Consider the following 21,090-nt stretch of genomic DNA (forward strand, 5'->3'; position numbering starts at 1 on the left):
CCGCCTCGGGCTCACCGGGGCGGGGTCTGGCGTTCCTGGGACCGCTCAGCGGCAGGTCAGCTCAGGCGCTCGAGCACCATCGCCATGCCCTGCCCACCGGCGGCGCACATGGTCTCCAGACCGAACTGCGCGTCGCGCTCCTGCAGGCCGTGGATCAGCGTGGTGGCCATCCGGGCGCCGGTGGAGCCGAACGGGTGGCCCAGCGCGATCGCGCCGCCGTTGACGTTGACCCGGTCGAGGTCGAGGCCGAGCTGGTCGATGCAGGGCAGCACCTGGGCCGCGAAGGCCTCGTTCATCTCGACCAGGTCGATGTCGCCGAGTGCCAGGCCGGCGCGGGCGACGGCCTGGCGGCTGGCCTCGACCGGCCCCAGGCCCATGATCTCGGGGCTCAGGGCGGAGACACCGGTGGACACGACCCGGGCGAGCGGCGTGATGCCGAGCTCGGCGGCGCGGGTGTCGCTCATGACGACCAGCGCCGCGGCGCCGTCGTTGAGCGGGCAGCAGTTGGCGGCGGTGACGGTGCCCTCGGGGTGGAAGACCGGCTGCATCGAGGCGACCTTCTCCAGGGTGACCCCGGCGCGCGGGCCGTCGTCGGCGTCGACCACGGTGCCGTCGGCGAGGGTGACCGGGGTGATGTCGGTCTTCCAGAAGCCGCGCTGGGCGGCGGCCTCGGCGAGGTTCTGGCTGCGCACGGCGTACTCGTCCTGGGCCGCGCGCGAGACGTTGCAGTAGCGGGCGACGTTCTCGGCGGTCTCGCCCATGGCGAGGTAGACGTCCGGGAGCTCGCCGAGCGAGCGCGGGTCCACCCACGGCTCGCGGGCGGCGGCTCGCTCGGCCGCGCGCGAGGCGGCCGCGGCGTACAGCGGGTTGCGGGTGTCCGGCATGCCGTCGGCCTTGCCGTGCTGGAACCGGGAGACGGTCTCGACGCCGGCCGCGACGAAGACGTCGCCCTCGCCCGCGCGGATGGCGTGCAGGGCCATCCGGGTGGCCTGCAGCGAGGAGGCGCAGTAGCGATGCACGGTGGTGCCGGGGACGCCGTCGAGGCCGAGGCGCAGCGCGACCATCCGGCCGATGTTGTAGCCCTGCTCGCCGGCCGGCTGCGCGCAGCCCATCATCAGGTCCTCGACCAGGGTGCGGTCCAGCTCGGGTACGGCGGACAGCGCGGCGTCGACCAGCTGGGCGGCCAGGTCGTCGGGCCGCATCTCGCGCAGCGAGCCCTTGTAGGCACGGCCGATCGGCGAGCGGACGGCGGAGACGAGGACGGCTTCGGGCACGGGTGGGCTCCTGCTGGTCTGGTCGGGTTGCTCGAGAGGTCAGGCGTTGGGAGTGTGCTGGAGGAAGGCGGGCCACTCGCCGCCGCCGTCGACGTTCAAGACGGCCCCGGTGATGTGCGTGGCCAGCGGCGAGGACAGGAACACGCAGGCCTGACCGACCTCGAGCGGCGTGGCGAAGACGCCCCGCGGGATGGTGGCGGCGACCCGGGCGAGCTGCTCGGCGTCGCCGTAGTGGTCGGCCGATCCCGGAGTCTCGACCAGTCCGCAGCTGACCGCGTTCACCCGGACCTCCGGCGCCCACTCGACGCCCAGGCTGGCGGTCAGGCTCTCCAGGGCGGCCTTCGCGGCGCCGTACACCGCGGTGCCGGGGCTGGCGCGCCGGGCGGAGATCGAGGTGATGTTGACCATCGAGCCGCCGGTGGCCTCGAGGTGCGGACGCGCCGCGAGGGCGACGTAGACCGCGGACATGAAGTTGAGGTCGTTGACCTTCGCATGGAAGCGGGGCGATGCGGTGTCGAACCGCGCGAACGGCGAGCCGCCGGCGTTGTTGACCGCGACGTCGAGCCGCCCGCGCCGTCGTACGACGTCCGCGACCCAGGCCGCGACCTGGTCGGCCTCGCGCACGTCGACGGGTGTGAAGTGGACCGTGCGCCCGTCATGCTCGCGCAGCGACCCCGGCGTGCTGCGGCCGCAGATCTCCACCGAGGCACCCGCCTCGAGGAATGCCTGCACGATGCCGTCGCCCACGCCCCGGCCCCCGCCGGTCACGAGGACCACCTGGCCGGTCAGGTCGATGCCGTACGCCACGAAGTCCCCTCTCGTCGTCCCTCGAAGGACGAGCATAGGGGATATACCAAGCAAGTGCTAGGTTGAGCGCCGCGAGCACAGGTAGCCGATGACGCCGACGGACACGACCAGCGAGACCACGGCGCCTCCGGCCGTCGGCTCGAGGAGCATCGGCAGGGCGGTCAGCACCGCGACGTCGAAGCCCCGCACCACACTGCCGTAGAGGTTGGTCGGCACTCCCCCGGCCGGGGTCGAGACCAGCGGCCGTCCGTAGTCGGGCGGCCGCCCGGTCACCCAGCGCACCCCGGCGGCCAGCCCGCCGACGCCGGACGCGACGCCCAGCAGGCCCAGGTCGGAGACGGGGGCGGTGAGGGTGCGGTGCAGGGCGGGCGCGCTGAGCAGACCGTGGAGGACCAGCAGCGCCCCCGGTACGGCGACCGCCGCCGCCCGGGTCGGTCCGAGCGCGGTCGGGAACATCCGCGACATGCCCGAGGAGCGGGTCAGCACCCGCAGGGCGACCAGGAAGGGCACGACGAGGACGAAGCACACCAGGACCTCGACCAACATCACCACGACCCGGCCCCCGACCGCGGCGACGGCGTAGGGCACGACGAGGGAGCCCGCCAGCAGCGCCAGCCGGCCCGGCTGGCGGCGCAGCCGGATCACGTCGCGCCAGGCCAGCGCGGCGAGGCCGTGCGGTCCGCCGCGGCGGGGGCGCAGCGCCCCGCGCCGGCTGCTGGCGTGGGCGACGAGGACGTCGAACATCAGGGCCAGGTCGAGGGTGGCCAGGGCGCCGCCGAGCCCCGGCACGAGCACGCCCCCGGGCGCCACGTCACGCCGGCGCAGGCGAGCGGTGAGCGCGCGGGCCCGCACCACGACGACCAGCACGCCCACCCACACGACGCCGGTCGCGACCAGCCAGGCCCACCGAAGGGCCGGCGACGCGGAGACCTCCGGCGCGCGCGAGGCGGCGATCGCGACCAGTCCGGCGCCGACCGCGAGCAGGCTGACCGGGCCGAGCAGCAGCGCGGGATGACGCTCGCGAGCAACGGCCTGGGCCGACACCAGCGCCCCGACGCCGTACGACGCCAGCCCGGCCGCGCCCGCCGTGAACAGCACCAGCAGGCCGACGCCGAAGCCGGCCAGGACCGCGGCGCCGGCGGCGACCGGGGCGACCAGCGCCGCGGCGAGCAACGTCGTACCGCGGGCGCGGCCGCGGAGCAGCTCGCCGCGGTCCACGGGGGTCGGGAGCAGCCAGCCGGCGACTCCGGGACTGACCGCGACCGGACCCACCATCCGAGCGAGCGACCAGAGCACGGCCACCAGGGTGCCGACGACCAGCCACGGCAGCAGCGAGCGGGCCGCGGCGCAGTCGGACGCGACACAGGCCCGGTCGCCGACGTCGGAGAGGTTGACCAGGACGCTGATCAGCATCGAGCCGAGCATCAGCACCGCGAAGACGCCGATGTAGAGGTCCTGCAGCGCCTCGCCGAGCGAGAGGGTGCGCCGGCTGCGCCGCCAGAAGCGGATGTCGGCACGCAGCTCGCCCGCCTCGGTCGTCCTCACGGCCGGGCCAGGCTGACCACGTCGTCGGCGATCGCGTCCACGAGCGCCGGCGCATGGCTGGCCAGCACGATCGCGAGGCCCGCCGCCTTCTCGGCGAGCAGGCGCTCGGCCAGCCAGGTCAGGCCCTCCTGGTCGAGCCGCTGCTCGGGCTCGTCGAGGACGAGCAGCCGTCGCGGCCGGACGAAGGCACTGGCCAGGGCCAGCCGGCGGCGCTGGCCCGAGGAGAGCGAGGTCGGCAGCAGACCGGACTGCGCGGTCAGGCCGACCTCCTCGAGCACGTCGTCGACGACGGCGTCGGCGTCCGGGGTCCGGTGGGCGCGGGCGAACAGGTCGAGGTGCTCGACGACGGTGAGGTCCGGGAAGAAGTCGAGGTCGTCCATCACGACCGCCATCGCGGCGCGGATGGTCGCCGAGCGCTCGTCGAGGGCCTCCCCCAGCACCTCGACGGTCCCGGCATCGGGCTGGTCGGTGCCCGTGATGCAGCGCAGCGCCGTGGACTTGCCGGAGCCGTTGGGCCCGACCAGGACGGCGGCCCGGCCCGCGCGGACCTCGAGGTCGAGGTCCGCGAGGACCCGGTGGTCGCCGTACGAGCGGGCGAGCCCGCGCACCGAGAGGACTGCTTCACTCACCCGCTCAGGATGTCAGGCGGCCCCAGGCGGCCGGGCGTCAGGACAGCTCGGCCTCGAGGTCGTGGAACGGGTAGTCCTTCGGGCCGAGGTAGCCCTGGTCGACGTAGCCGTCCGGCCGCGGCGTCGGGTCGGGGTCGGCGGAGTTGACGTAGTTGCTGAGCTTGCGCGGGGCCTCGCGGTAGATCAGGTCGACGTGGTCGACGTACTTCTGGGTCATCGCGGCGTCGCCGCGGATGATGATGTTCTCCTCGTCGGAGTGCCAGCCGAGCTGGGTCCAGTTCTCGCTGCTGGAGAGCACGACGTTGCCGTCGGTGCGGCCGTCGACGTTGCCCTGGACGGCGAGGCCCTTCATGTGGACGTAGCGGTCCTTGAACTTGTTGGCCGTCAGGCCGGTGATGTAGACCATCTGCTTGGCTCGCATGCCCTTGAGGATGCCGCGGATGTGGCGCTGCATCATCATGAAGACGATCTCGACGTCGCAGCCCTGGCGGTCGAGCTGGCGGGCCTTGCGGGCGATCCGGGCGCCACGCGCCTCGCCCCACACCGCGTTGGCGATGCGCACCTTGGTGCGCCCGCTGGCGGTGTTGGTCGCGCCGGCGCACTGCACCTTGTTGAGCACGCTCAGCGCGGGGTCGACCTGGCGCTTGTGGGGCGCGAACATGGTGGTGATGTTGCCGGTGGTGAACCTCAAGGCCGGGAAGTTGCGGTCCTGGATGGCCTGGTTCCACATGGTCATCCAGCCGTCGTAGAGCGCCTGGTTCTCGGTGACCGTGGTCCAGTCGTTGAACTGCTGCACCGCGGCGGCGCCGGTGAAGTTGCCGGAGCCCTGCATCACGATCCAGTTGGTCGCGCCCGAGCGGTTGACCAGCATGAGCTTGGAGTGCATCGAGCCGCGCTTGCCGCGACAGGTCTGCTTGCACGTGCGGATCCAGCTCCGCAGCTCCTTGGGCCGGTCCTTGTTGCCGCGGGCGAAGGCGCGCAGCATCATCGGGTACGACCGGGCCAGGTTGTTGCCCTGCGAGCGGGCGAGGCCGCGGGACATGATGATCTGCACCGAGACGCCGCGCTGGTGGGCCCTGATGAACTTGTGCGCGAGGTACGGCGAGTCGAAGTTCCAGGTGATCACCCGGACCTGACCGCCGGCCGGGACGTTCTTGAGCGTCTTGGCGATCTTGTGGTGGATCTTGCCGCGCTGGCCGTTGCGGAAGGGGTGGTTGAAGGTGATGCCCGGCTTGACCACGTACGCCGGGTTCGGCTTGGCCTTCGCCGCCACGGCCGCGGGTGCTGGTGCGGCGGCCGCCGGAGCGAGGTTGCCGTGGGCGGCGACCAGCACCGTCACGGTGAGCAGCAGGGCCAGGCCCGCCGCCATTCCACGCGCACGCCGGACTGTGGACGCGACCCCCCAGGCACTCGTCACGATCCCGAACTCCCCACCTCGATCGAACGGACGCTCGGACCCTACCCAACGCGTGGATCCGGCAATCGAGAACCCGCCATCTCGTGGTGCTCAGCCGATGGCCGGCTCGAGCACCGGGATCCGGCGCAGCCGGGCCGTCGCCAGGCCGGCACACCCGAGCAGGAGCAGGGCAAGTGCGCCCACGCCGGCCCAGCCACACGCCGACCAGGCGGTGCCGCCGAGGCTGCCGAAGACCGATGAGCCGACGTAGTAGGAGCACAGGTAGAAGGCGGCCGCCTGGCTCGCGCCGGCCCCGGCCCGGTGTGCCCGGACGGCGACCCACCCGCTGGCGAGGCCGTGCATCACGAAGAAGCCGGCGGTCAGGCAGGCGAGGCCGAGCACGATCGCCGACAGCGACGGGAGCAGGGTCAGCAGCACGCCGACGACGGCGAGCGCGCACCCCGACGGCAGCACCGCCCGCCGCCCGAACCGGTCGGCGAGGGCGCCGGAGACGGTCGAGCTGACCGTGCCGAGCGGGTAGACGAGGTAGAGCAGGCTGATCGCGCCCAGGCTCAGGTGGAAGGGCGCCGCGGTCAGCCGGAAGCCGAGGGCGTTGAAGACCGCGACCAGGGTGCCGACCGCGCAGGCGCCGAGCAGGTACAGGCTGCGCAGCGCCGGGTCGGCGAGCGCGACCCGGGCCATCGCGCCGAGCTCGGCGCCGCCACGCGGCCGGGGCGTGAAGTTGCGGGACGCGGGAAGCGCGACGGTGACGGCGACCGCGCAGCCGAGGGCGAAGACGGCCGCGCTGGCCATCGCCCACCGCCAGTCGGCGAGATCGGCCACGGGCGCGGTCAGCAACCGGCCAGCCATGCCGCCGACCGCCGTACCGCCGATGTAGAGGCCGGTCGCCTTCGCCAGAGCGTGGGCGTGCAGCTCCTCGCGCAGGTAGGCCGTCGCCACCGCGGGCAGGCCGGCCAGCGTCACACCCTCGAGCAGCCGCAGCCCGAGGAGGACCTCCCAGGTCGGCGCGAACGGGGTCAGGCACGCGACCAGGGTCGCGGCCCAGGTGGAGCCGATGATCAGCGGTGTGCGGCCCACGACCTCGGACGCGGGGCCGGCGACGAGCAGGCCGAGGGCGAGGCCGGCGGTGGTCAGGGACATGGTCAGCGTGGCCTGGGTCGGGCTGACACCGAAGGTCACATGCAGCTCCGGCAGCAGTGCCTGGGTGGCGTAGAGGAGGACGAAGGTCGCCATGCCCGCGGCGAACATCGCCGCCATGATCCGCCGGTACCCGGCACTCCCGGGGGTGTGTCCCGGGGTCCCGAGCGCGGGCTGCCCGAGTGTCGCCTGCGTGCTCACCGGACCAGGGTGCGCCGTTCGATCGAATACGTACAATGCCTCGTATCGACGATCTCGATACGTCACACGTATGATGTCTCCGTGCTGGTCCGGGACCTGGAATGGATCGTGGCGCTGGCCGACAACGAGCACGTCACCGACACGGCGGCGGTGCTGGGCGTCAGTCAGCCGACCCTGTCGCGAGCGCTGGCCCGGGTCGAGGAGGAGCTGGGGGTCCGGCTGTTCGAGCGGGTCCCCCACGGCCTGGTCACCTCACCCGACGGCGAGCTCGTGGTGGTGACGGCCCGGGAGATGCTCGGGCGCTACCAGCAGCTGCGCCACGAGCTCGGCACCCGGCACGACCCCGAGCGCGGCATCGTCCGGCTCGCCTTCCTCGACTCGATGGCGACCTCGCTGGTCCCCCAGATCCTGCGCGGCTTCCACGAGCAGGCGCCGCTCGTCCGGGTCGAGCTGACCCAGGAGCCGGGCCACGACATGATGCGCGACCTCGCCACCGGCGCTGCCGAGCTCGCGATCATGTCCCCACGGCCGGCCGGCGACCTCGCCTGGGCACCCCTGCAGGAGGAGCGCCTGGTCGTTGTCGTCGGCCCCACGCACCGGTTGCGGGAGCGCAAGCAGGTCGATCTGGCCGAGCTCGCCGGCGACGACCTGGTGACCACGCCACCCGGCTTCGGTCACAGCTCGCTGGTCGAGAGCCTGCTCACCGACGCCGGCGTCGCTCCCCCGGTCTCCTTCGAGAGCGCCGACCTCGCCACCATCGAGGGCCTGGTCGCCGCCGGGCTCGGCGTGGCCGTCGTCCCGGAGGCGATGGCCGGTGTCTCCGGGACGATCGGCCTGCGGATCAAGAACCCGCGCGCCCGGCGCACGATCGGGCTGACCTGGCGCACCGACCGGCCGCTGGCGCCGGTGGCGACACGGCTGCGCGACTACGTGCTCGCGCACGCGCCGTACGGGACGGCGTCGGGCGCTCGGAGCTAGGGAAACGCGGCTCAGGCGGCGGCGTAGTCGGCGGCGAGGGTGATCGCCTGCTGGGTGTGGAGGTGGTACTCGGCTTGGGTGATGGGTCGGGTGCCGCCGCCGGTGACGAGGCGGTAGAGGCCGTGGGGTGTGCCCCAGATCCATCGGTCGGGTCCGAGTTGCAGGACCGAGTAGGCCAGGTGGCTCTTGGCGCGGTGGTGGGTCCGGGTCAGTGGGGTGTCGTTGTGGTCACCGGTCTGACCGGGTGGCCCGTGCCTGTCGTAGGCGGTCGTGTGGTCGTGGTCCGGTGCCCGGCCGTGCTTGCGGAAGATCGTCGCGGCGTGGGGGAACACGTCCCCGACGGCCCTCCAGACAGTACGTCGTTTGACGTCGGTGGGGTGTTCGTAGCCATTGACCGAGCGGCCGGTGTGCAGGTCGACGACCGGGGTGAGGGTGACGTGGGCGTGACGGGCGAGCAGGTCGCGGACCTGGGTCAGGAGCCGGGGTCCGAGGTCCTCGACCCGCGCGACGGGCCCGAAGACCCCGGCCTCGCCCAGGGAGACATGCACCACGATCTCGGCAGTGCGCGACGTCGGCTCCGGTGTCTGGGGTTGGGTGTCCTCGATGGAGTGCAGGAAGGCGAGGACGGCGGCGGGGTCGGCGAGCATCGCGAACGCCTCGGCCCGCCAGTGATCCATGCCCAGCGGCGCTTCGCCGTCACCGGGCGGGACGGCCTGTTCCGCGAGCGCGGCGGCGAGGTTCTCGACCATCTGTCGGTGGGTGGCAGCGTCGGCTTCGTCGATCCGCGCGAACACGGTCCCCAGGCCAGCGGTGTTGTCGGTGCCGTCGAGCCGGTCGTCGACCTGGGAGCCGGGGCGGGGCTCGGGGTACCACACGCCCCTCTTGGCCTGGTTGGCCTCGATCCGGGCCTGGTGGGCCGCCGTGTCGGCCTCGATGACCTTGGCCTCGGCGATGCTCAGGATCCGCGACGGCGCCTCGTCGAGCGCGGCGCTGAGGGCGGTGTCGACGACGACGGTTCGGTGGCGGTCGAGGGTGCGCGCCATCCGGGCGACCCGTCGGGCCACCCAGGTCTCGCAGCGTCCCTCACGCACTCCGGCCCAGGTCTGGGGGAGGCGGTGGCGCAGGTCGAGCGCGTCGGCCAGGGCGTTGCGGGTCGCGACCACGCTCTCGTGGCGGGCGATCGCCATCTCGATCAGCGCCAGGTCCTGGACCTGCGGGTTCCCGTCCCCGCCCACGGTGATCAGCCGCGGCCCGCCGCGGCTCATCGGCACGGCGTCGGGCTGGTCCTGGGGGTCACCGGAGTGCAGATCGGCCCAGGCGAGCAGGACCTCGAGCTGACGTACCTCGGCCAGGCGACGGGCCCGGACACCGTCCTGGGCCACGTCGAGCAGTTGCTCCGGTGTGGCGTGGGAGAGGTCCGGGTCCATGCCACGATTCTACTCGAACACCTGTTCGAACACCATTCTTTCCACAGGCTCCTCCCCGGCCCCCGGCCCTCGCGCCCGGACCAGTCGGACCCTGGCCTACTTGCCCAGCGCCCAGACCAGGCCGTCGGCGACCGCGCCGCGCCACCAGGCGTAGTCGTGGCCGCCGTTGTACTCCGCCGCCCGCACGTCGCCGCCGGCGGTGGCGAGGCGACCCGCGAGCTCGTGGTGCGGAGCGGCCAGGACCCACTCCTGGCGGCCATGGGCGAGGTGGATGCGCGCGCCGGGTGCGACCTGCGCGGCCTCGGCGGCCAGGTCGTCGAGCCACAGCGAGGCGGACTGGCTGAGCGCGACGCCGATCCGGTCGGGGTGGCGCAGGGCGAGCCGGAGGGCGGTCAGCCCGCCGAGACTCTGGCCCGTGACGACGACCCGCGCCGGGTCGGCCGGCAGCAGGCCGCCGGCGGCCAGCGCGGGGAGCAGGGCGTCGATGACGTAGTCGGCGGTCACGTCCGCGCCGTCGGCCGAGCCCATCTCGACCCACCTCGCGTCCCGGCCGCCGGAGGCGAGGAAGACCGCGCGCAGCGGCGGCACCGCACCGTCGGCGACCAGGTTGTCGAGGGTGGTGGGCAGCAGGTCGTCAGTGGTCCACACCTCGCCGTCGAGGACCAGCAGCAGCGGGGCGTCCGGACCGGCGCCGGGCGCGGTGTAGTGCCACAGCTCACGGCCGAGCGGGCCGGTCGCGTCGACCAGCCGACCCCGGCGGGTCTCCGCTCGTCGAGTCAGCCAGGGCTGGGCCGGTGCGTCGGGCAGGGCGACGACGGACTGCACCACGCCGGCGCGGTTGCGCGACGTGGCGGGGTTGCGGGGGTCCGGTGTGCCGCGGTCGAGGGCGGCCCGGATCGCGACCTGGTCGCCGTCCGCCAACCACGGCGCGCGCTCGCCGGGCCGCCGCACCAGGAAGCAGTACGACGCCCGCCAGTCGGTCTCGAGGAGGTACCCGACGTGCCACACGTCGGTGCCGGGGATCCGCTCCATCAGGCTGTCGCCGAGCCGGGTCTCGTCGGTGAGCCGGTTGGCGAAGAGCAGCACCTCCGCGGCGTGCGGCTCGCGCAGGCAGAAGGTGACCAGCACGCTGCCCGCGGGCGCCCCGGCCGGCGCCGGCTCGACGAGGGGGAACCGGTGCCCGGCCCAGAACGCCTCCTGGGCGGCGGGCGAGGGCGCCGCGGCCAGGGCCGCCACGAGCGGCGACAGCGCGCGCGGCACGGGGTCGGGACGGGGCACCTTCGGCGGCTGGCGCCGCGAGCCCGACGGACCCGTCGAGCCGCTCACGAGCGCCTCGGGTCGTGCGGGGTGCCGACGGCGGGCACGACGAGCGGTGTGCCGCTCAGCGGGTCCGCGATGATCCGGCAGGGCAGGTCGTAGACCCGCTCGACCAGCTCCGCGGTGACGATCTCGCGCGGGTCGCCGGTGGCGACGACCTCGCCACCGGCCATGACGACCAGGTGCTCGGCGTACCGGAAGGCGAGGTTGAGCTCGTGGAGCACGGTCACGACCGTGCGCCCCTCGCCGACCATCCGCCGCGCGAGCTCGAGGACCTCGATCTGGTGGGCGATGTCGAGGTAGGTGGTCGGCTCGTCCAGGAGCAGCAGGTCGGTCTCCTGCGCCAGCGCCATGGCCAGCCAGACCCGCTGCCGCTGGCCGCCGGAGAGCTCCTGCACCTCGCGGTCGGCGAGGGCGCCCACGTCGGCGGCCGCCATGGCCGCCGCGACGGCGGCGTCGTCGGCGGGCGACCACTGGCGCAGCAGGCTCTGGTGCGGGTACCGGCCGCGGCCGACCAGCTCGGAGACGGTCATCCCGTCGGGCGCGGTCGGCGACTGCGGCAGCAGGCCGAGCCGACGGGCCAGCTCCTTGCCGCCGTACGACGCCAGCGGCCGCTCGTCGAGCCACACGGTTCCGGCCGCGGGCCCGGCGAGCCGGGCCAGGGCCCGCAACAGCGTCGACTTCCCGCAGGCGTTGGGCCCGACGATCACGGTCAGCGCCCGGTCGGGGATCGCGAGGTCGAGCCCCTCGATGACCGTGCGCTCGCCGTACCGGACGGCGAGGGCCTCGGCGCGCAGGCGCGCTCCTGTCAGCGACTCAGCCACTCTGCTTCCTCCACTCCCCCACGAGGACCATGACGAGATAGACGCCGCCGACAGCGCCGGTGACGACGCCGACCGCGAGCTGGGTCGGCGCGAAGGCCCGCTGCGCGACCAGGTCGCTGGCCTGGACGAGCAGGGCTCCGGTCGCCGCGGAGCCGACCAGGCCGGACAGCGGCGTCCCCGCGAGCCGGCGCCACAGCTGGGGCGCGGCGAGGGCGACGAACGCGATCGGCCCGGTCGCCGCGGTGGCGACGGAGACCAGCGCGACCCCGGTCAGGACGGCGACATTGCGGACCCGCTGCACGGGGATGCCCGCGGCGCGGGCGAGGTCGTCGCCCAGCGCCATCATCGCGAGCGGGCGGCCGACCAGGGCCGCGGGCACCAGCAGCAGCGCGACCGCCACCGCCACGACGCTCGCGCGAGGCCACAGCACGGCGTTGAGGGAGCCGGCGAGCCACTGCGCCGCGGTCTGCGCGGCGACCAGCGAGGCGCGCACGATCAGCAGCGCGTTCACCGCGGCGAGGGCGGAGCCGACGCCGATGCCGACCAGCACCAGTCGGGAACCGCTGAGGCCGACCGAGCGGGTGACGCCGAAGACGACGACCGCCGTACCGAAACCGCCGAGGAGCGCGCCCAGCGCGACCGCGTCGGTGTCACCGCCCACGACGAGGATCTGCACCAGCGCGCCGGTGGCCGCGCCGGTGGTGAAGCCGATGATGTCGGGGCTGCCGAGCGGGTTGCCGGTGACGCTCTGGAAGAGGTGGCCGGCCGCGCCGAGCGCGGCGCCGACGACCAGCGCCGCGAACACCCGGGGGGCGCGCGTCTCCTGGACGAAGTACGCCGCCAGCGGGTCGTCGCCCCCGCCGGCCAGCGCGCGCAGCGTGTCGCGGAGGCCGAGGTGGTAGTCGCCGATGAGCAGGCCGAGGATCGCGGCGACCAGCGCGGCGAGGCAGGTGGCGCCGCCGGCCCACGCGCCGCGGCGGGTGACCCGGATCCGGATCGGCGTGCTCACAGCGTCGGCACCTTCCGCCGCCCCACCAGCGCCACGAAGAACGGCGCGCCGAGCAGCGAGGCGATCACCCCGACCCGGACCTCCTCGGGGGCGAGCACCACCCGGGCGAGGGTGTCGGCGAGCAGCAGCCACGCGGGGCCGAGCAGCAGGCACACGACCATGATCCAGCGCTGGTCGTGGCCGACCAGCGCCCGCGCGACGAGGGGGACGGCGAGCCCGACGAACCCGATGGGGCCGACCGCGGCCGTCGCGGCACCGCAGAGCAGGGTCACCGCCAGCATGGCGAGCGTGCGGGTGCGGGCCAACCGGACGCCGAGTCCCTGCGCTGTCTCCTGGCCCAGCGCGAGGGCGTTGAGCGCCGGTCCGAGCAGCAGCGCGAGCAACGCCCCGGCGAGCAGCGGCAGCGCGACGACGGTGATCACGCTCCAGCCCCGGCCCTCGGTCGAGCCGACCACCCAGAACCGGAACTCGTTGAACGCCACCTGGTCGAGCAGGATCACGGTCTGGCAGATCGCGCTCAGCGCCGCGCTCGTGGCGACGCCGGCGAGCGCGAGCCGGGCCGGCGTGGCACTCACCCGGCCGGTGCCGGCCAGCACATAGACCAGAACGGCGGCCGCCGCGGCGCCGAGGAATGCGAACCACAGGTAGAACCCGACGCCGGAGACGCCGGTGAGGGCGACCGCGACGATCACCGCGAGCGAGGCGCCCGCGTTGATGCCGAGGATGCCCGGATCGGCCAGCGGGTTGCGGGTCAGCGACTGCATGACGCAGCCCGCCAGTCCGAGCGCGGCCCCGACCGCGGCCGCCAGCACGGTGCGCGGGACCCGCTGGTCGTGGACGACGCCGGACGCCGTGCTCCCGTCGGGATGGAGCAGCACCCGCGCGACCTCGCCGGCCGGCAGGGTGTTCGAGCCGAGGAACAGGCTGAGCGCGACGGCGGCCAGGAGCACCGCGAGCAGGGCGACGAGGAGCAGGCCGCGCCCGCCCCGCCCGAGGACGGCGGCCATCAGGAGGTGCGGCGGAAGCGGTGGCCGAGCAGGCCCGCGGAGACGGCGAGCAGGACGACCGCGCCGATCACGCCCACGAACGGGAAGGCCTGGCCGGCGCCCTGCCGGGACGCGGGCTCCGCGATCGCGGCGGCCTCGGGCTCGGCGCTCGCCGACGCGCTCGCCGACGGCGTGGCACTCGGTGTCGCGCTCGGTGTGGCGCTCGGCGTGGCGTTCGGCGTCGGAGCCGCCGTCGGCTGCACGGTCAGCACCTCGCCCGCGGGTACGACGCTCGCGCCCCCGCCCGGCGTCGCGGCGGCGGTGCCGGGCGCGGCGGCGGTGGCGCCGGCCGGGGCTCCGGCGGTGGCCGACGTGGTCGCGCCGCCGGTGCCGGCGACGACCTTGAAGTCCGAGCCCCCGCGGCGGGTGTAGCCCTTCACACCGACGTACTGGCCGTCCTTGTAGACCTCCGCGGAGGCGAGATAGCGCAGCCAGTGCGACCCCGGGCCGAGGTCGGCCGGCAGCGAGAAGGACCCGCTCACCTTGCCGGATGCCGAGATCCGCTGCTGGTGGACCACGCAGGCGCCGTGGACGCCCGCCTGGGCGCAGAACTGGCCGTCGTCGATCTTGATCGACACGATCTCACCGGCCGGGAACCCGGACAGCGTGAAGTGGATGGTCTCGCCGGCCCGCAGGGTGCGCGGGCTGACCGACGAGGCGGTGCCCGGAGTGTCGGGATCGGCTCCCCCGCTGGGGATCGCCGTGGCCGGTGCGAGCCCGCCGACGACCGAGAGCAGTACGAGGGCGCCCGCGGCGAGCAGTCCCCTGGCCCTCATGACAGACCCCCACGACGACGTCCGCGCACGGTCATCACGGCGAGCGCGAGGGTCAGGCCGCCGACACCGAGCAGGATCCCGTCGAGGGCGCGGACTCCGGCACTCGCCTCCTCCTGGCTGGCGGGGACGTCGAGCGCGGCCGGCGCGCTGGCCGGCGCGGCGACGGGCTCGTCGACGGTGGCCGGACGCACGTCGGCGGCGGACCAGCCGAGGAGCGCGCCGTCGGCGCCCTGCACGGTGAGGTAGTAGGCGTCGGGCGGGAGCTGCGAGAGGTCGACCCGCACGGTGCGGTCGGTGGCCACCGCGATCCAGCCGCCCGGCAGGGACGTGGTGGCGCTCAGCGTGCGGACGTAGACCGGCGCCCCCGGCTCGGCCCGGGGCACGGTGAGGGTGACCACCCGCTCGACCCGCTCGGCGCTGACGCCGCCCCGGGTCGCGGCGGTGAGGCTGGCCATCGCCGGCGCCGCGGGTACGGCGAGCGCGGCGCTCGCCAGCGGCACCAGCGCGGGGACGGCGACGGCGACGGCGGGCGTGGTCCGCGTCGTCGTGCTCTTCGCCGCTGGCTCCGGGAAGCGGACCGCCGCCCAGCCGAGCAGCTCGCCGACGTGGCCGAGCTCCCCGCTCTGCGCCACGATCCGGGTGCGGCCGGTGAGGCCGCTGTCCTTCGGGACCCTCACGACCAGGCGCTGCGTCGCCGCGGCACCGGCGCGGGCCGAGACGGTGGAGGGCAGCCGGAACCAGTGCTCGCCCCAGGGGTAGCGCGGGGAGCCGTCCTCGGCGTACGCGCTGAGGTAGACCCAGCTGTCCGGTCCGGCCGCGGGCAGCAGCACGGTCAGCCGTCGTCCGTCGAGCGCGGCCTTCATGCCGCCCCGGGTGCCGGCCTTGAGCGCCTTCGCGTCGACGGGGTCGGGCAGGCCGTTGGGCTGGTAGGCGTCGCCGACGACGAACTCCGCGGACTGCAGGGTCCGGACCTGGTCGCCCGCGCGCAGCGAGCCCGAGAGCAGGCGCAGGGTGTGCGCGCCGCCCGGCAGCTCGGGAGTCGAGGTCGCGGCGGTGCCGTCGGGCAGCCGCAGCTCGGCCGAGAAGGTGCCGTCGGACGCCTTGGCCCGGACCTCGAGCCAGATGGTGCGGTTGGGCGAGATCGCGCTGTCGAGCCGGGAGTAGGCGCCGTCGTCGAGCTTCACGCCGATCACGGAGCCGCCTCCCGTCGGGTGGCACCAGCCGGCGCCGGAGAACCTCAGCACGCCGCCGAAGCTCACGGTCGGGCTCTCGATCTGCACCGTCGGGCGCGGGCTGGTCGGCGTGCAGGGCGTCGTGTCGCCGGGATCGTCGCCACCTCCCGGCTCCTCTCCCGGGTCGTCGGGGTCGATGGGGGTGCCGGGATCGACGACGGTGAAGGTCGGCGAGACCAGGGTCCGTACCGTGTCGCCGGTCTTCATCGAGCCGGTCAGCAGCTGGAGGCTGTGGCTGCCGAGCCCGAAGGCGGGGGTCGAGGCGCCCGCGGTGCCGTCGGGCAGCCGGAGCTGGGCGGTGAACGTCCCGTCGGCGGGATCGGCGTCGATCAGCGCCCAGATGGAGGTGTTGGCATGCACCGAGGTGTCGGGCCGGACGAACCCGCCCGCGTCGATCTTGACCGCGATCCGCGAGCCGCCGTCGGTGGGATGGCACCAGCCGGTGCCGGAGAGCCGCAGCACGCCGCCGAGCTCGACGGTGCGGTTCGCGATCGCGACCGTCGGCGCCGCGGCGCCCGGGGTGCAGCCGCCGCCGGGGTCGGTCACCTTGAAGGTGCTCGAGGCGACGGTGCGGATGGTGTCGCCGGCCTTGAGGGAGCCGGTGAGGAGCTGCAGCGTGTGGTTGCCGACGGCCAACGCCGGCGTGGAGGTCGCCGCGGTGCCGTCGGGGAGGTCGAAGCCGGCGGTGAAGCTGCCGTCGGCCTCGGCGTCCACGATCGCCCAGATGGAGGTGTTGGCATGCACCGAGGTGTCGGGCCGGACGACGCCGCCCGCGTCGATCTTGACCGCGATCCGCGAGCCGCCGTCGGTGGGATGGCACCAGCCGGTGCCGGAGAACGTCAGCCGGGCACCGTAGGCGACGCTCGTGGTGTCGATGACGACCTCGGCGTCGGCGCCGCTGCCACAGTCGGCTGCCCGGGCGCTGCCCGCGGCGACGAGGGGAAGGCAGGCCGCGGCGGCGACCACCAGGCCGGCGACCGCGATGCGGAGGGACCGGGGGCTCATCCCAGGGCCGCCACGACGTCGGCGATCAGGCCCTGCATCAGCAGCGGGCCACCGGTCGAGGTCCACAGCGAGCCGTCGACCGGGATGACGTGGTCCTCGCGGACCGCCTTCAGGTCGCTGAACCCGGGCACCTTCGCCGCCTCGGCCAGCGCCTGCTCGGCGCCGGCCGCGTCGGCGCTGCCGCCGGCGTCGGGGTTGTCGTTCGACGAGCCGCCGAGCGTGCCGAAGAACAGGTAGTCCGCGTCGATGTCGCCGAGGTTCTCCAGCGACACCGGCTCGCTGTGACCGCGACCGCGGTGGTCCTGGTTGGCCGGACGCTTCAGCCCGAGGTCGGTGAGCGCGATCCCGGCGGGCAGCTCGGTGAGGATCAGCGACGCTCCCCCGCCCTGCCAGCGCACGATCGAGAACGTGTCGGCGGCGTACCCGGTCAGCCTCGTCCTCGCGCCGGCGACCGCGTCGTCGTACGTCGCCTCGACCTGGGCCGCCTCGGCGGTCCGGTTGAGCGCGGTCGCCACCTGGTCGAAGGTCGCACGCCAGTCGCCACCGGCGTACCCGGCGTAGAAGGTGGGGGCGATCTTGCGCAGGATCTCGATCGCGTCCGGGTTGTTGTTGATGCTGGTGCCGTCGACGAGGATCAGGTCCGGCTTGGCCTGGGCGATCGCCTCGTAGTTGGGCTGGGCGACGCCGCCGAGGATCGGGATCTCCCCGGCCCGGTCGGCCAGGTAGTGCGGGACGGTCGACTGGCCGCGCCCGGTGATCGTGCCGACCGGGGTGATGCCCAGCGCGAGGGCGCCGTCGAGCGTGGGCTCGCTCAGCGCCACGACCCGCCGCGGGTCGACGGGCACGTCCATCGTGGTGCCCTCGATGTCGGTGACCGAGCGGGTCGGCACGTCCATGTCGTCGGCGCCGGCCGAGCCGCACCCGGTGAGCAGTAGCGCCGCGACGGCGGACAGGGCGAGAAGGACCGGAAGCGAGGGGCTGCGGCGGGACGCGGGCACGACGGGGCAACTCTCGGATCGACGACGTAGGTAAGCCGACCCTAACAGAGATCAGATGTTTGCTCGCATCGGTCTCAGCGCGCGGACCGGGCCGTCACCATGTCGTGACACGCGTGACTGGACGCGATGGTGCCCGCCGCCGCCGCATTGCCCGCCTCGATCGCGGCGAGCAGGGCCGCATGCTCGCTGCGACGGGCCCGAGCGTCCTGGTCGGTGCGAATGGCACCGGACTCGATGCCACGCCGCAAGGCACTGCGCAGCCCGGTATAGAGCTCGGCGAGCAGCGCGTTGCCGGCGAGCTCGACCACGGTCGCATGGAACTGCCCCGGCGTGCGACCACGCTCCGAGCCGTCTTTGGCCTGCAGGTCGGCCTCGTGGGCCGCCCGCAGCCGCGCGACGCCGGCGGCGTCGGCCCCAGCGGCCGCCAGCTCCGCGGCCTGCACCTCCAAGGCCCGTCGTACGACGAGGATGTCCTCCCAGGAGTGCTCCGCGGCGAAGTCCGCCAACACGCTGCGCACCGGGTTGAGCGAGCGCACGAAGGTGCCGCGTCCCGGCGCGGGCTCGAGCATGCCGAGATGCGCGAGGCTGCGCACCGCCTCCCGCACGGTGCTGCGCCCCACCCCCAGCTCGGTCGCCAGCTCGGCCTCCGTCGGGATCTTTCCGTTGACCGGCCAACGACCCGAGGTGATGTCGGCCTGCAGCCGGCGCACCGTCTCGCGGGCGCGATCGCTTCCCATGCTCACGCGGCCGAAGTCTAGGGAGTCCCCGGTCGATCTCGCCCAGGACGCGACGCCGGCACCGGATCGTGGACCGACTGGCACGAAACATCAGACCTAAGTTAGGGTCGCCTCGCCTTAGTCAAACTCCCGAGGAGCAATCATTGTGACCACCATCAAGCGCCGCGGCACCGGACTCGCCGCCCTCGCGGCGACCGCCGCACTCGGCATCGGCACGCTCGGCGCGCTGCCGGCGACGGCCAACCCAGGCGACGGCCCCAACGACCAGCCCGGCAGCACTGCCGGCGACGGGACCGTCGGCATCACCGGCGCCACGACCGTCGCCGAGGGCCAGCGGCTCAGCTTCGCCGGCTCCGGCTTCGCGGGCAGCTCCGGCCTCTTCCAGAAGCTCAACCTCAAGCTCGATGCATACGGCCCCGGGACCAGCCCCTACGCCGGCAGCGCAGTCCTGCCCGACCTCGGCGACGGCATCGTCGGCCAGTACCAGGTCCAGGCGGACGGCACCGTGAGCGGCAGCATCGTCATTCCGTCCGACATCGACGAGCCGGCCGTCAATCCCGACTTCTCCGACGGACCGCACTTCCTGCGCTTCCTCGCCGGAACCCCCGGCGTCTCGAAGTTCTCGCAGGACTTCGAGGTCTCGGCCGCGGCTCCGGCTCCCGCCACCGCGACGGCGAGCGCTGCCTACGCCAGCCGAGGCGGCGCGTTCACCGTCACGGCGAGCGGCGCCGGCTTCGCCCCAGGTGAGGCGGTGACCATCGCCCGCGCGACCGGCTGGAACACCACGACCCCGCTGACCTGGGCGACCTCCGGTGGCGTGACCGGGGGCACCGCCGACGGCTCGGGCAACGTCACCGGCACGCTCAGCCCGGGCAACGGCGTCCTGACGGCCGGCGAGCACCAGCTCGTCCTCACCGGTGCGACCAGCGGCAAGGTCGCCACCGCGCAACTGGTCGTCGCGCCGCGTCTGGCCGTGACCGGACTGGCCCAGGCGTCCGACGGCACCTTGACGATCAACAACACGCCGGTCGGCACCGAGCTCTCCTCGGTCAAGATCGACAACGACGGCGACCTGGCCACGACCGCGGACCAGACCGCGATCGCCGGCGCCATCGCGATCACCGATGCCTCCTCGCAGACCGCGACAGTCTCGGTCCCGGCCTCGCAGGCCGTCGGCTACGGCAAGACGGTCGTCGTGACGCAGAGCAAGCCGTACCCGGCCACCTACACGCTGACCGCGAAGGTCTCCCCGAGCTCCGCGGCTCTCAACGTCGACAAGTTCGACCGCGTGGAGTCCGCGAACGGCGCGATCCTCGACGGCCTCTACCAGTCGGCGTACTCCGCCGCCTCGGACGCCGTCTTCGCGACCGCGGCGTTCCAGACCACCGCGACCGTCGAGGACCCGACCTCGGGATGGGACGGCCGCCTGTACAAGCTCGACCCCGACACACTCGCGGTCGAGGACAGTGCCCGTCCGCCATTCGTCTCCGGCGCGGCCGGCGCCCGCTACGCGCCGTACGGCGTCGGCGTCGATGACACCAACGGGACCGTGTGGGTCACCAACACTCGCCAGAACACCGTCACCGTCTACGACCAGGACACCCTCGACGTGCTGGCGGTCAACAAGGGCGTGGTCAGCCACTCCCGCGACGTGATCTACGACCCGGTCACCGACCTGGTCTTCGTCACCTCGGCGAGCGAGGGCGCGAGCGGCACCGGCTACGTCAGCGTCTTCGAGGCCGATGACAAGGACAACGACGGTGAGAAGTACGAGAAGATCAAGGACATCGCCGTCCTCGAGCGCAGCGTCTTCTCGCCGATGAGCCTGGAGCGTGACCCGGAGTCCGGCAAGCTCTACACCACCAGCCTGCAGACCTCGAAGGCGATGGAGATCGACCCGACCAAGGTCGTCACCACGACCGCGACCGATGACACCGCGGCGTACCGCCTCATCGACCTTCCCGGTCTCGAGGACATCGGCACGCGGGGCGCCTCCGGCGTCGCCTTCGACCCGGTCACCGACCGGCTCTTCATCGTGGCCCAAGACAACGACCTGCTGCTGATCGCGAACGCGGCCGACGGCAGCACCGTCGCCGAGGTGCCGATCGGCGCCGGCGCGCTGAACGTCGCCTTCGACTCGGTGAACCGCCTGGTCTACGTCGCCAACTTCGCCGGCACGACCATCTCGGTCGCCGATGTCGACGGCAGCCTGGTCGCGAACCTTCCGTTCACCCGGCCGAACCACGTCGTCGAGGACGGCAAGGGCTCGGTGTTCGCGGTCAACAAGGACGCGGGCAACCAGGTCATCAAGCTGACACCGAAGAAGCCGGGCACGGAGAACCCCGGCACCCCCGGTCCGTCCGCCGCCTGCACCACCGCGCAGGCTGCCGCCTCGACCGCCCAGGCCGCCCTGGCGGGCGCGAGCGCCAAGGTGGTCAAGACCAAGGCCAAGCTGAAGAAGGCCAAGAAGGCGAAGAAGCCCGCGAAGAAGATCGCGAAGCTGAAGAAGAAGGCCAAGAAGGCGAAGAAGGCCAAGAAGGCAGCCGCCTCCGCCGCCGCGAGTGCCACGACGCAGGCCGCCACCGCCTGCCTGTGACCCGACGCTGACCCAGCAACGGACAGCAGCGCCCCGTCCTCTCCGGAGGGCGGGGCGCTGTGCCGACCCGGCACAAACGTACTCCCGGTCGACGCCCACCCGGCCGAAACTAGGGTCGCAACTGCTACCGACCCG

Annotated in this window: 17 protein-coding genes; 2 read left to right on the forward strand and 15 right to left on the reverse strand. The window is 73.7% G+C overall.

The features are described 5' to 3' along the window. Positions 1-56: 56 nt before the first annotated feature. The 6 genes from ACUP6Y_RS19930 to ACUP6Y_RS19955 all read right to left on the reverse strand — a co-directional run bounded on the left by ACUP6Y_RS19930 (position 57) and on the right by ACUP6Y_RS19955 (position 7,010). Positions 57-1,274, reverse strand: a complete 1,218-nt coding sequence (locus ACUP6Y_RS19930) for an acetyl-CoA C-acetyltransferase (protein WP_462552604.1) — start codon at positions 1,272-1,274, stop codon at positions 57-59. Positions 1,275-1,313: 39 nt separating this feature from the next. After that, positions 1,314-2,081 carry an SDR family oxidoreductase gene (locus ACUP6Y_RS19935; RefSeq protein ID WP_462552605.1) on the reverse strand — a complete coding sequence of 256 codons (768 nt, stop codon included), beginning with the start codon at positions 2,079-2,081 and terminating at the stop codon, positions 1,314-1,316. Between the two features lie 57 nt (positions 2,082-2,138). Next, positions 2,139-3,626 carry a DUF6297 family protein gene (locus ACUP6Y_RS19940; protein WP_462552606.1) on the reverse strand — a complete coding sequence of 496 codons (1,488 nt, stop codon included), beginning with the start codon at positions 3,624-3,626 and terminating at the stop codon, positions 2,139-2,141. After that, a complete protein-coding gene (locus ACUP6Y_RS19945) occupies positions 3,623-4,255 on the reverse strand; it encodes an ABC transporter ATP-binding protein (protein ID WP_462552607.1) in 633 nt (210 codons plus the stop codon). The genes ACUP6Y_RS19940 and ACUP6Y_RS19945 overlap by 4 nt, the downstream gene beginning before the upstream one ends. A 37-nt stretch (positions 4,256-4,292) precedes the next feature. Next, complete coding sequence (locus ACUP6Y_RS19950) at positions 4,293-5,624, reverse strand: phospholipase D-like domain-containing protein (RefSeq protein ID WP_462552608.1); 1,332 nt, start codon at positions 5,622-5,624, stop codon at positions 4,293-4,295. A 138-nt stretch (positions 5,625-5,762) separates the two neighbouring features. After that, positions 5,763-7,010, reverse strand: a complete 1,248-nt coding sequence (locus tag ACUP6Y_RS19955) for an MFS transporter (RefSeq protein WP_462552610.1) — start codon at positions 7,008-7,010, stop codon at positions 5,763-5,765. 81 nt (positions 7,011-7,091) lie between these two features. On the opposite strand from ACUP6Y_RS19955, the gene ACUP6Y_RS19960 reads away from it, so the two are divergent. Continuing rightward, complete coding sequence (locus ACUP6Y_RS19960) at positions 7,092-7,988, forward strand: LysR family transcriptional regulator (protein ID WP_462552612.1); 897 nt, start codon at positions 7,092-7,094, stop codon at positions 7,986-7,988. Between the two features lie 11 nt (positions 7,989-7,999). Here the strand turns inward: ACUP6Y_RS19960 and ACUP6Y_RS19965 are convergent, their stop codons facing one another. The 9 genes from ACUP6Y_RS19965 to ACUP6Y_RS20005 form a co-directional block, all read right to left on the reverse strand. Continuing rightward, positions 8,000-9,415 carry a 13E12 repeat family protein gene (locus ACUP6Y_RS19965; RefSeq protein ID WP_462552613.1) on the reverse strand — a complete coding sequence of 472 codons (1,416 nt, stop codon included), beginning with the start codon at positions 9,413-9,415 and terminating at the stop codon, positions 8,000-8,002. A gap of 96 nt (positions 9,416-9,511) precedes the next feature. Further along, a complete protein-coding gene (locus ACUP6Y_RS19970; RefSeq protein WP_462552614.1) occupies positions 9,512-10,741 on the reverse strand; it encodes an enterochelin esterase domain-containing protein in 1,230 nt (409 codons plus the stop codon). Next, entirely contained in the window at positions 10,738-11,556 is an 819-nt protein-coding gene (locus tag ACUP6Y_RS19975; protein WP_462552616.1) for an ABC transporter ATP-binding protein, read from the reverse strand. The genes ACUP6Y_RS19970 and ACUP6Y_RS19975 overlap by 4 nt, the downstream gene beginning before the upstream one ends. Beyond that, entirely contained in the window at positions 11,549-12,565 is a 1,017-nt protein-coding gene (locus tag ACUP6Y_RS19980; protein WP_462552618.1) for a FecCD family ABC transporter permease, read from the reverse strand. The genes ACUP6Y_RS19975 and ACUP6Y_RS19980 overlap by 8 nt, the downstream gene beginning before the upstream one ends. Further along, the gene (locus ACUP6Y_RS19985) at positions 12,562-13,572 is read right to left on the reverse strand and encodes a FecCD family ABC transporter permease (RefSeq protein WP_462552619.1); all 1,011 of its coding nucleotides are present in this window, start codon (positions 13,570-13,572) and stop codon (positions 12,562-12,564) included. Before ACUP6Y_RS19985 ends, ACUP6Y_RS19980 begins: the two co-directional genes overlap by 4 nt. Then, entirely contained in the window at positions 13,572-14,387 is an 816-nt protein-coding gene (locus ACUP6Y_RS19990) for a hypothetical protein (RefSeq protein ID WP_462552621.1), read from the reverse strand. Before ACUP6Y_RS19990 ends, ACUP6Y_RS19985 begins: the two co-directional genes overlap by 1 nt. Further along, entirely contained in the window at positions 14,384-16,624 is a 2,241-nt protein-coding gene (locus ACUP6Y_RS19995; protein WP_462552622.1) for a hypothetical protein, read from the reverse strand. Before ACUP6Y_RS19995 ends, ACUP6Y_RS19990 begins: the two co-directional genes overlap by 4 nt. Continuing rightward, entirely contained in the window at positions 16,621-17,622 is a 1,002-nt protein-coding gene (locus ACUP6Y_RS20000; RefSeq protein ID WP_462552624.1) for an ABC transporter substrate-binding protein, read from the reverse strand. Before ACUP6Y_RS20000 ends, ACUP6Y_RS19995 begins: the two co-directional genes overlap by 4 nt. Positions 17,623-17,696: 74 nt before the next feature. Continuing rightward, entirely contained in the window at positions 17,697-18,359 is a 663-nt protein-coding gene (locus tag ACUP6Y_RS20005) for a FadR/GntR family transcriptional regulator (RefSeq protein WP_462556780.1), read from the reverse strand. Positions 18,360-18,504: 145 nt separating this feature from the next. On the opposite strand from ACUP6Y_RS20005, the gene ACUP6Y_RS20010 reads away from it, so the two are divergent. Then, on the forward strand, positions 18,505-20,955 hold the full coding sequence (locus tag ACUP6Y_RS20010) for a hypothetical protein (protein WP_462552626.1): 2,451 nt from the start codon (positions 18,505-18,507) through the stop codon (positions 20,953-20,955). Positions 20,956-21,090: the final 135 nt, after the last annotated feature.

Source organism: Nocardioides sp. S5-5, assembly GCF_054954065.1.

Bases quoted from the DNA above. Each gene is read 5' to 3' on its own strand.
- ACUP6Y_RS19950 (WP_462552608.1), bottom strand. From the start codon at position 5,624: ATGGCGGCGGGCCTGGCCCTGCTGCTCACCGTGACGGTGCTGGTCGCC.
- ACUP6Y_RS19965 (WP_462552613.1), bottom strand. From the start codon at position 9,415: ATGGACCCGGACCTCTCCCACGCCACACCGGAGCAACTGCTCGACGTG.
- ACUP6Y_RS19985 (WP_462552619.1), bottom strand. From the start codon at position 13,572: ATGGCCGCCGTCCTCGGGCGGGGCGGGCGCGGCCTGCTCCTCGTCGCC.
- ACUP6Y_RS19990 (WP_462552621.1), bottom strand. From the start codon at position 14,387: ATGAGGGCCAGGGGACTGCTCGCCGCGGGCGCCCTCGTACTGCTCTCG.
- ACUP6Y_RS19995 (WP_462552622.1), bottom strand. From the start codon at position 16,624: ATGAGCCCCCGGTCCCTCCGCATCGCGGTCGCCGGCCTGGTGGTCGCC.
- ACUP6Y_RS20005 (WP_462556780.1), bottom strand. From the start codon at position 18,359: ATGGGAAGCGATCGCGCCCGCGAGACGGTGCGCCGGCTGCAGGCCGAC.